Source organism: Mycobacterium asiaticum (assembly GCF_001673635.1).
GTDB lineage: Bacteria > Actinomycetota > Actinomycetes > Mycobacteriales > Mycobacteriaceae > Mycobacterium > Mycobacterium asiaticum_C.
On record NZ_LZMH01000058.1, the window covers coordinates 1 to 10,710 of the forward strand.

At 67.8% G+C, this 10,710-nt stretch carries 5 protein-coding genes and 3 pseudogenes; 5 read left to right on the top strand and 3 right to left on the bottom strand.

Features of this window, described 5'->3' with window-relative positions; all coding sequences use genetic code 11:
* Together A5645_RS29120 and A5645_RS16970 are read right to left on the bottom strand one after the other, a co-directional pair.
* The coding region (locus A5645_RS29120) for an IniB N-terminal domain-containing protein (protein WP_216638323.1) at positions 1–797 on the bottom strand (797 nt) is incomplete at its 3' end.
* Positions 798–1,071: 274 nt separating this feature from the next.
* Entirely contained in the window at positions 1,072–1,623 is a 552-nt protein-coding gene (locus A5645_RS16970) for an Rv0340 family IniB-related protein (RefSeq protein WP_065036264.1), read from the bottom strand.
* A 206-nt stretch (positions 1,624–1,829) separates the two neighbouring features.
* Here A5645_RS16970 and iniR point away from each other — a divergent pair, with 206 nt between their 5' ends.
* The 5 genes and pseudogenes from iniR to A5645_RS16995 form a co-directional block, all read left to right on the top strand.
* Positions 1,830–4,262, top strand: coding sequence for an isoniazid response ATPase/transcriptional regulator IniR (gene iniR, locus A5645_RS16975; protein ID WP_065130402.1), 2,433 nt, complete (start codon positions 1,830–1,832; stop codon positions 4,260–4,262).
* Positions 4,263–4,493: 231 nt separating this feature from the next.
* Positions 4,494–7,523, top strand: a complete 3,030-nt coding sequence (locus A5645_RS16980; RefSeq protein WP_065130403.1) for a (Fe-S)-binding protein — start codon at positions 4,494–4,496, stop codon at positions 7,521–7,523.
* 30 nt (positions 7,524–7,553) lie between these two features.
* Positions 7,554–8,843: a pyridoxal phosphate-dependent aminotransferase gene (locus A5645_RS16985; RefSeq protein WP_065130404.1), complete on the top strand. Its 1,290-nt coding sequence runs from the start codon at positions 7,554–7,556 to the stop codon at positions 8,841–8,843.
* Positions 8,844–8,921: 78 nt separating this feature from the next.
* Positions 8,922–10,046: pseudogene (locus tag A5645_RS16990) on the top strand (PE family protein); the annotation flags it as partial.
* Positions 10,040–10,288: pseudogene (locus A5645_RS16995) on the top strand (glucose-1-phosphate thymidylyltransferase); the annotation flags it as partial. The pseudogenes A5645_RS16990 and A5645_RS16995, both read left to right, overlap by 7 nt.
* Before the next feature lie 7 nt (positions 10,289–10,295).
* Here the strand turns inward: A5645_RS16995 and A5645_RS28185 are convergent.
* Positions 10,296–10,710 (bottom strand): annotated as a pseudogene (locus A5645_RS28185) (hypothetical protein); the annotation flags it as partial.

Consider the following 10,710-nt stretch of genomic DNA (forward strand, 5'->3'; position numbering starts at 1 on the left):
CCACCGACCTGGCCGCCAACACCCACAGCACCACCGACCTGGCCACCGACAGCACCACCAACGGCCCCGCCGACCTGACCACCAACACCAATCGCACCACCGACCTGGCCGCCCACACCCACAGCACCACCAATTCCGGCCTGCACTCCAATGCCGGCCTCCACGCCGATGCCAATGCCCACACCCGCCTGCGCGCCCACACCTACTCCGGTGCCAACGCCGAGGCCGGCGCCCGCACCTATTCCGGCTTGCACGCCGAGATCCACGCTGAGGCCGGCCTGCGCGCCGACGCCTACCCCGGCGCCGAAGCCGCCCGTCGGCTCGACGAATGCCAACCCGGGAGCGACGCCCGGAACCACGTCGGCCCCAGGCTGTGCAACGAGCCCGGCATTGACGCCACTGGCCAGCCCAGCTCCCGCACTGCCGGCAAGGAATCCCGCATCAGCGGCGAGGACGCCCGCATCGCTGGTGACGGCACCTACGTTGCCGATCACCGGACCGGCCGCGTTCAAGGCTGGCCCGGCATCCGGGCCCGCAAAGGTGGGTACTGCACCCGGGTCGGAGGTGAACGGGGTCAGACCGTGCTGGTCGGCCACCGCCTGTCGGAGGCCGATGATCGGATCGTCCGACGAGAGCGCCACTCCCGGCACCGCAGTCGCGACGGCCGAGGAAACCTCCGCCGGCGACACGTTGACCAATCCGGCGTTGGTCATCGCCTGCCCAGGAGCGGCGACAAAAGACCGCGCCGCCTCTTCGCTGCGAAACAGGCTCATGATGTAGTCCACAAGCGAGGTCATGTCGTTCCCCTTCAATTGGAAGCTGTAGCTTCTCGCCGCCGTGTGCGGCGCCCTGCAATAAACGTATGGACTTCGCTACTTCCCCGAATCGGGGTCGACTCCCCCAGACTTGGCAAAGCCCCCAGGGGTGCACCAGGCAAATCCATTAGGGGATTAGGGGGTGATTGCCGAGTCCCTAAGGCGAGCCCTGACAAGCCGACAGAGCGGGGCGTTTGCGCATGTCAACGGGATCCGTGGCACGAGCCCGCGGCGATTAGTTGACAAAAAAGCGTTCTCAGCCGTGAATGCCGAAGCCGTGGTGGTCAGGCTGGGCGTCGTGTGAGTGCGCGTCGGGGTGAATCACGGAGTGATCCCAGATCCCGGGGTCGTTGACCGCGAAGCCGCCGTGGTCGAAGGCCATTTCGGGCAGCTCTCCGCCGGTGAGCAATACCGAGGGTTCGTGATGGACAACGCCTGCCGGTTGGGCAGGCACTGCCGGCTCTCCCGGCGCCGGCGCGGCCGGATGACTGATCACACCACCCGTCGGACCGTGCTGCGCCACGCCCGCGGCCGGAACATGAGGAGTGAACGCATCGAACGCTGCCGTCGCGGCCCCGCTCGCCCACACATTGCCGTGATCGGCCACTGGCGCGCCTCCGCCGCCTACCGATGGCGCGGTCATGGACAGCGAATCCGACACTACGGGGATCAGATTGTTGACATCCGCGCTGGTCACGTCGGTAAGGTGAGCGTCCGCAATGGCCTGCGCGGGGTTCGCGGCATACCGCGCGGCAGCGTCGGGATCGCGCACCAGGGAGATCACGAAGTCGAGCAAGGAATTCGCCACGATCCGCCTCCTCCTCGACACACGCCCAACATTTTCGGCGCTAGCAAAATGCTATCTACTCAGCAGCAAGCCGTGTTCGGTGCCAACCCCGCCTGCCCCGAGGCATCATTAGGGGGTGGCGCGTTAGGGGATTGACGAGGCTACGGGGCCGCGACTTAGGGTAGGGAGCCGCTGCTGAGCACCAGTAGAGCACAAGGGGCAGGGGAATGACCGACTCGCTTAGTTCCTCGATCGAGTTCCCCCATGGTGCTCGCCAGCTGGTCGAGGACCTCGCCAACGCCATGACCGAACCGGTACAGGCCCTGGTCACGGGAGGTGTGGGCACCGGCAAGTCCATGTTGCTGGCCACCGTGCGCGACAAACTGCGCCGAGCCGATCGCACCGTGCTCACCCGTCCGCCGCGAGACGACGATCCGCCCGGCGCCGCGCTCGTCGTCGACGACGCCCACCTGCTCCCCGACCACGACCTGCACCGGCTCACCGAACGGGTTGTCGAGGCCCGGCTTACGGTCGTCGCCGCTGCCGAAGCGCAGGAGCAGCGTCCCGCGCTTCGATCCCTGGCATTGGCGATCGAGCGGGAGCGACCGCGGATATTGCTGGGGGCAGCGCCATCCCCCGGCCACATCTTGGACTGCACAGCAGGTCTGCCCTTCCTCTTGCGCGCGGTCGCTGAGAGCAACCAGGCGCCGGAACATACGGCCAAAATTGCGCTCACCGCTCGCTTGCGTCGCATCGACGAGGCGGTGCTTGACGCCCTTCTCCTCATGTCGTTGACCCACGAATTGGGCGCCGCCGACATCGCAGGGGCACTGGAGATCCCGGTACCGGACGCCAGGACGCTGGTCGATCGGGTCCGCGCGTGCGGCCTTGTCGACCCATCGCATCCACCCAAATTTCTGCGGCTCGTCCACGACGCGGTCGCCCAAACCGTCGGCAATGCACATCACCGCGAGATCGAAACGTCTCTGGTGCGTTCCCAGCTCGACGTCTCCACGATGTCGCCAGACCTCGCGTTGCAGCTGGCCGAACACGGGCTGCGCGACGATCGGCTGGCCGCGGTTCTTGCCCGGCACGCAGACGAGACTCGAGCCGAGCCGACCCGAACCGCGCGCTTGTACCGGGGCGCAGTCCAGGCCGGCGCCACGGGGCTGACGTCCCGATTGGCCGACGCGCTTGCCCTTACCGGTGACTGCTCGGCGGCGACCGCTCTGGCCGACGATCTGCTCGGCTCATCGGATTCCGGCGAGCGTGCCGCGGCGGTGCGCATCGCGGCCAGCGTTGCCGCACACGACGGCAACACCGGGCAGGCCGCCGAGCTGGTCGGCTGGCTCGGCCCCTACCCGGACTCGGTGGTCGGCTCGGCTGCCGCCATCGTGCTCGCCGCGACGGGTGACCTGGCGGCAGCGCGGGTCGCGTTACGCATGAAGGACTCCGGGCCACCGACCATGGCCGCGCGCGCCTCCCGCAGCCTTGCCGAAGGTCTTCTGCTGACGATGGATCAGCCCTATCCGGCCGCCATGTCCCGGCTGAGTCAGGCGATCGCGGTCGAGCAGCCGTTCGGAGAGGCATTTCCCGACAGTCCGGCCGCGGTGGTGACCTTGGCCGCAATTCATGGCGGCGACCCGGTGCGGGCCCACAGCGTGATCGGCCGTGCGGTGCGATCCGGCGCGGACGCGCCGTTCCTGGCTCGACACCTGCTGCTGTCCGGCTGGATCAAGATGCAGGACGGGCAACTGACATCGGCCGGCACCGATGTCGTCGCGGCGACTTCGGGTGTCGAGCTGCATCGCCGCGATGCGCTGTGGGCGTCGGCGCTGCAAACCGCCATCGCTCGTCGCAGCGGTGACACCGGTGCGTTGCAGAAGCATTGGTACGCGGCCATGGAGGTCCTCACCGAATACTCACTCGACCTGTTCGCGCTGCTGCCGTTGGGTGAGTTGTGGGTCGCGTCGGCTCGCATGCACCAGGTGGACCAGCTACAACACAGCCTGGACCAGGCCTTCACCCTGCTCGGCGCACTGGGCAACCCACCGCTGTGGGCTAACCCCTTGCATTGGGCCGGTGTGCACGCCGCGATCCTGGCCAGCTCGCCGGAATCCGTTGCACCGCATGGACAGGCACTCAGCGCCGCGGCCGCCCATAGCAGCCTGGCCTATGCGCTCTCGAATGCCGGCCGGACCTGGCTGCGGGTGCTCGCGAATCAGGTGGAGGTTGACGAGGTCGCCGCCGCGGCGCGATCCCTGGCCCACGTCGGGCTGACGTCCGACGCGACCCGCCTGGCCGGTCAGGCCGCCTTGCAGACTCCCGACTCGCGGGTGTCCGGGGCGATGCTCCAACTTGCCCGGGATCTCAAAGTGGGCACCGGTTTTGGCGGTGAGATCCCCGGCGCGACGCCCGCTATGGACGCGGCCCCCCGAGCGCCGCGCCAACCACAGTCGCGGTCACCGCTGTCGGATCGCGAGCGTGAGGTCGCCGAACTGCTGCTCCTGGGCATGCCGTACCGCGACATCGGCAATCAGCTCTTCATTTCGGCGAAGACCGTCGAGCATCATGTCGCGCGGATCCGTCGCCGGCTCGGGGCCGGCTCCCGGTCGGAGATGCTCTCGATGCTGCGGAGCATGCTTGTCCCGCAAAGCTAACTGGCATTCCACACCGGCTCACGCTGCGTTCTGGTGAACGCTATGGCCTTGAATGGCGTCGATGTAGAACTGATCACACTCCTCAACCGTCGGGGCTGGTGGTGCACGCAAACTTAGGTCAGCCTTTCTCGCGGCCAACGCCAAGAAGGTGTCAGTATGGGCTGGTTAAGCAGCAAAGGCGCCTCTAACGCGCGCTGCCTTGTGAGTGACGACGAATTGGGGTGACCTTCCGTGACCACGCAGACGCTCATCCGGCTGGTAGTGGGCCTGGGCATGACCGCGGTCGTGATCCTATTGGCCCTGAAGCGGGTCTGGTGGTTGTACAAGCTCGTCATGTCCGGGCAGCCGGCGGGCGGCGGACGTACCAACGACATCGGCCAGCGGATCTGGGCACAGGTCGCCGAGGTGTTCGGTCAGCGCAAGCTGCTCAAGTGGTCGCTGCCCGGGGCCGCCCACTTCTTCACCATGTGGGGCTTTTTCATCCTGCTGACGGTCTATATCGAGGCCTACGGCGTGCTGTTCCAGCCGAACTTCCACATCCCGATCATCGGTCGTTGGGACGCACTGGGAGCTCTGCAGGACTTCTTCGCGCTCGCCGTGCTCACCGGCATCGTCACCTTCGCCATCATCCGGTTGCGCACGGCGCCAAAGGAATACGGCCGCGACTCGCGCTTCTACGGATCGCACACCAGTGGTGCGTGGCTGATCCTGTTCATGATCTTCAACGTCATCTGGACGTACGCGATCTTCCGCGGCGCGTCGGTGAACGCGCTTGGCGACGAGTTCCCTTACGGCAACGGCGCATTCTTCTCGCACGCCATGGGTTCTTTCTTGCACCCCTTGGGGCCCCACGTCAACGAGATCGTCGAGACCGTCGCCCTGTTGCTGCACATCGGGGTCATGCTCGCGTTCCTGTTGATCGTGCTGCACTCCAAGCACCTGCACATCTTCCTGGCGCCGATCAACGTCACATTCAAGCGGTTGCCGGACGGCTTGGGACCGCTGCTGCCGATCGAGGCGGACGGCAAGCCGATCGATTTCGAAAACCCGCCAGACGACGCCGAATTCGGCCGCGGCAAGATCGAAGACTTCAGCTGGAAGGGCATGCTGGACTTCGCCACCTGTACCGAGTGCGGCCGATGCCAGTCGCAGTGTCCGGCGTGGAACACCGGAAAGCCGCTCTCACCCAAGCTCGTCATCATGGACCTGCGCGACCACTGGATGGCGAAGGCCCCGTACATCCTCGGCGAGAAGGAAACGCCCCTCGAAAGCACGCCGGAGGGCGGCCTCGGCGAGGAGCTGCGCGGGGAGAAGCACGACGAGGCGCACCATGTCCCCGAGTCGGGCTTCGGCCGGATCATGGGCTCGGGTCCCGACCAGGCGACGCGTCCGCTGGTGGGCACCGCCGAACAGGGCGGCGTCATCGATCCGGACGTGCTGTGGTCGTGTGTCACCTGCGGCGCCTGCGTCGAGCAGTGCCCGGTGGACATCGAGCACGTCGACCACATCGTCGACATGCGCCGTTACCAGGTGATGATGGAATCGGAGTTCCCCTCCGAATTGTCCGTCCTGTTCAAAAACCTTGAGAACAAGGGCAATCCGTGGGGCCAGAACGCCTCGGACCGCACCAGCTGGATCGACGAGGTCGACTTCGACGTCCCGATCTACGGCGAGGACGTCGAAAGCTTCGACGGCTTCGAGTACCTGTTTTGGGTGGGCTGCGCCGGCGCCTACGACGACAAGGCGAAGAAGACCACCAAGGCCGTCGCCGAACTGCTGTCCATCGCCGGGGTCAAGTTCCTGGTGCTGGGCACCGGTGAGACCTGTAACGGCGACTCTGCACGCCGGTCGGGCAACGAGTTCCTGTTCCAGCAACTGGCGCAGCAGGCCGTCGAGACGCTTGACGGCCTCTTCGAAGGCGTGGAAACCGTCGACCGCAAGATCGTCGTCACATGCCCGCACTGCTTCAACACCCTGGGCAAGGAATACCGGCAGCTCGGCAGCAACTACACCGTGCTGCACCACACCCAGCTGCTGAACCGGCTGGTGCGGGACAACAAGCTGGTGCCGGTCAACGCCGTCTCCCAGGACATCACCTACCACGACCCCTGCTACCTGGGCCGGCACAACAAGGTCTACGAAGCGCCGCGCGAGCTGATCGGTGCCGCGGGTGCCAACCTGACCGAGATGCCCCGCCACGCCGAGCGCAGCTTTTGCTGTGGTGCGGGTGGGGCACGGATGTGGATGGAAGAACACATCGGCAAGCGCATCAACCACGAGCGCGTCGACGAGGCGCTGGCCACGAATGCCGCCACCGTCGCCGTAGCGTGCCCGTTCTGCCGCGTCATGGTCACCGATGGTGTCAACGACCGGCAGGAAGAGGCCGGTCGCAGCGGCGTCGAGGTGCTCGACGTCGCGCAGGTGCTGCTGGGATCGCTCGACCGCGACAGCGTGAAGCTCCCGGAGAAGGGCACCGCCGCCAAGGAGGCGGAACAACGTGCCGCCCAGGCCGAGAAGGCCAAGCCGAAGGCCGCCGCGCCGACGGCGCCCGCCGAGGCGGAGCCCGAGTCCGCCGCCGAAGAGGCCGCCGAACCGGCCAAGGCACCAGCGGACAAGCCGGCCGCAGCCGCACCCGTGAAGGGTCTGGGCGTGGCGGGCGGGGCCAAGAAGCCCGGCAAGAAGGCCGCCGCGGCCCCCGCCGGCGAGGCCTCAGCCGCACCCTCCGCCGCACCCGCCAAGGGGCTCGGCATAGCGGGCGGGGCCAAGCGGCCGGGCGCCAAGAAGGCGGCCGCTCCGGCCGCCGAGGAAGCGGCGGAGACTCCGAAGGCCGCCGCGACTGAGGCGCCCGCCAAGGGCCTCGGCCTGGCCGCCGGAGCCAAGCGACCCGGTGCCAAGAAGGCCGCCCCCGCGAAGGCCTCGCCGGCGGGGGCCGGGCCGACCGAGGCCGAGCCGACGAAGGCCGCAGCCACCGAAGCGCCTGCGGAGGAAAAGGCCGAACCGGCCCAACCCGCCGCCCCGGTCAAGGGTCTGGGCATCGCGGCCGGCGCCAAGCGCCCCGGTGCCAAGAAGTCAGGACCCGCCAAGGCCGAGCCGGCACCCGCCGAGGCCGAGCCAGAACCCGAGCCCGCAACACCAGAAGCAAAGTCCGAGCCCGCGCCGTCTGCTGATGCGAACGGCGACGCCGCGGCACCCGACAAGCCTGCCGAGCCGGTCAAGGGCCTCGGACTGGCCAAGGGCGCCCGCCCACCGGGCAAGCGCTGATCACGGTTTGACACCGATCAGCAAATATCGGTGGACAGTGATGGGACGATGGTTGACGTGACTACCCACCAGCTGCCCGTGCACACTTCTGGCCACTATCGGCAGCGGGCGTTCGCGCAGTCGTCCAAGCTTCAGGACGTCCTGTACGAAATCCGCGGCCCGGTCCACGCCCACGCCGCGCGCTTGGAAGCGGAAGGTCACCGCATCCTCAAGCTGAACATCGGAAACCCGGCACCGTTCGGCTTCGAGGCGCCCGACGTGATCATGCGCGACATGATTCAGGCGCTGCCCTACGCGCAGGGCTATTCGGACTCCAAGGGCATCCTGTCGGCCCGGCGCGCGGTAGTCACCCGCTACGAGGTAATCGATGGTTTCCCGCGATTCGACGTCGACGACGTCTACCTCGGCAACGGGGTCTCCGAACTGATCACGATGACCCTGCAGGCGCTGCTCGACAACGGCGATCAGGTGTTGATCCCGGCGCCCGATTACCCGCTGTGGACGGCGTCGACGTCGCTGGCCGGTGGTACCCCAGTGCACTACCTCTGCGACGAGACGCAGGACTGGCAGCCCGACATCGCCGACCTGGAGTCCAAGATCACCGAGCGCACCAAGGCGCTGGTGGTGATCAACCCCAACAACCCGACCGGCGCGGTGTATGGCCGCGAAATCCTGACCCAGATGGTCGAATTGGCGCGCAAGCATCAACTGCTGCTGCTCGCCGACGAAATCTACGACAAGATCCTCTACGACGACGCCAAGCACATCAGCGTGGCTTCCCTTGCGCCGGACATGCTGTGTCTCACATTCAACGGCCTGTCCAAGGCCTATCGGGTTGCCGGATACCGCGCGGGTTGGCTGGCGATCACCGGCCCCAAGGACCACGCCAGCAGCTTCATCGAGGGAATCAGCCTCCTGGCCAACATGCGACTTTGCCCGAATGTTCCGGCGCAGCACGCAATTCAGGTCGCGCTCGGTGGCCACCAGAGCATCGAGGATCTGGTACTTCCCGGCGGCCGACTGCTCGAGCAGCGTGACATCGCATGGCAGAAGCTCAACGAGATCCCCGGGGTGTCCTGCACCAAGCCCGAGGGGGCTCTGTATGCATTTCCCCGACTGGACCCCGAGGTCTACGACATCGCAGACGACGAGCAGCTGGTCCTGGATTTGCTGCTGCAGGAGAAGATCCTGGTGACCCAGGGAACCGGATTCAATTGGCCCGCACCGGATCACCTGCGCATCGTGACGCTGCCGTGGGCCCGTGATCTGGCAGCCGCCATCGACCGCCTCGGCAACTTCCTGGTCAGTTACCGCCAGTGATTTGAGGCCGATGCCTCATGTTCGGCACCGGTCGTAGCGGCGACCATTTCCACACCTTCGTGGAAATGGAGACGTCACATGTCCTTCGTGATCGCAGCACCGGAGATCCTCGCAGCCGCGGCTTCAGACTTGAGCGGTATCGGTTCCGCACTGAACGAAGCGAACGCGGCCGCAGCCGCCCGGACCACCACCGTGCTGGCGGCGGCGGCCGATGAAGTGTCGACAGCGTTGTCCGCCTTGTTTTCTGGCCACGCCCAGCAGTATCAGGCGCTCAGCGCCCAAGTAGCCGCGTTTCACGAGGATTTCGTCCGGACGTTGTCCGCGGGCGCGGGGGCGTACACCAACGCCGAAGCCGCCGCGGTCTCTCCGTTGCAGGAGGCACTCGACGTGATCAACACGCCGTTCCAGAACCTGCTGGGTCGGCCGCTGATCGGTGACGGCGCGAACGCGGCGCCCGGGAGCGGGGCCGACGGCGGCGCCGGCGGACTGCTGATCGGCAACGGCGGCGCCGGTGGATCCGGCGGGACTGGCATGCGGGGTGGCAACGGCGGCGCCGCGGGACTGTTCGGCAACGGCGGTGCCGGCGGGGCTGGCGGCAACATCGCGAACGCCAATGCCCCAGCCGGTGGCGCCGGAGGTGCGGGCGGGCTGTTGTTCGGCAACGGCGGGGTCGGCGGTACCGGCGGAAGTTCGAACCTCGGCACGGGTGGGGCCGGTGGGCCGGGCGGCGCCGGGGGACTATTCGGCAACGGCGGCGCCGGCGGCTACGGCGGAAGCTCCGCGACCGGCATCAGCGGCGGGCAGGGCGGCGCTGGCGGGTCCGCTGGTCTATTCGGCGACGGTGGTGCCGGCGGCATAGGTGGCAAGTCGGGCGGCACCAGCGGCGGTGCCGGCGGTGCGGGCGGAGCTGGCGGCATCCTGGGTGGCTCCGGCGGCGACGGCGGAATTGGTGGGCGGGGCAGCACAGGCGGCGGCGACGGCGGGGCCGGCGGCAACGCCGGCGCGCTTTACGGTTCCGCCGGCGACGGCGGGACCGGCGGGATCGGCAATACCGGCGGTGGGTTCGGCGGTAGGGGAGGAAACGCTACCGGCCTGTTCGGTACCGGTGGTGCCGGGGGCAACGGCGGATTCGGCGGTGCGGCCGGCGGATTCGGTGGCTCCGGCGGCAACGGTGGTCTGCTTTTCGGTGATGGTGGGGCCGGCTGTCGGTCGAGGTGATGGCCCGCGGCACGGCCTGGTTGGATACCGGCACATTCGACTCGCTACTGGACGCGTCCGACTTCGTTCGCACGCTGGAACTGCGACAGGGCTTAAAAGTCAGTGTGCCCGAGGAAGTTGCGTGGCGGCGAGGCTGGATCACCGATGAGGAATTGGCGCAGCGGGCCGGTGCGCTGGTGAAGTCCGGGTACGGCGGCTATCTGCTGGATCTGTTGCAGCGCGACTGATTAGCGGTTACCACCGCCCGTCGGGACCCGCGAAGCCAAACAACGCGCCACCGGAGCCGCCGTCGCCAGGTTGGCCGGTATACGGGCCGGTGCCACCGTTGCCGCCGCTGCCGCCGTTGCCGATCAGGATGGCCCCTCCGCCAGCACCGCCCTTTCCGCCGGTGGTTCCTGCCGGTCCCGCGCTGCCGCCGTCGCCGCCGTCGCCTCCGTTGCCGATCGCGCCGGCCTTACCGCCGACGCCCCCATTGCCGCCGAACACGTTGCCCGAGCCGCCGAGCCCGCCCGTCCCGCCGTCACCCCAGAGCTGGCCCGCGTTGCCGCCAGTACCGCCGACGCCGCCGAAGGTGCCGCCGCCAAGGAGGCGGAACAACGTGCCGCCCAGGCCGAGAAGGCCAAGCCGAAGGCCGCGGCGCCGAAGTCGC

Coding starts and splice junctions, on each gene's coding strand:
- iniR (WP_065130402.1), top strand. CDS start 1,830: ATGACCGACTCGCTTAGTTCCTCGATCGAGTTCCCCCATGGTGCTCGC.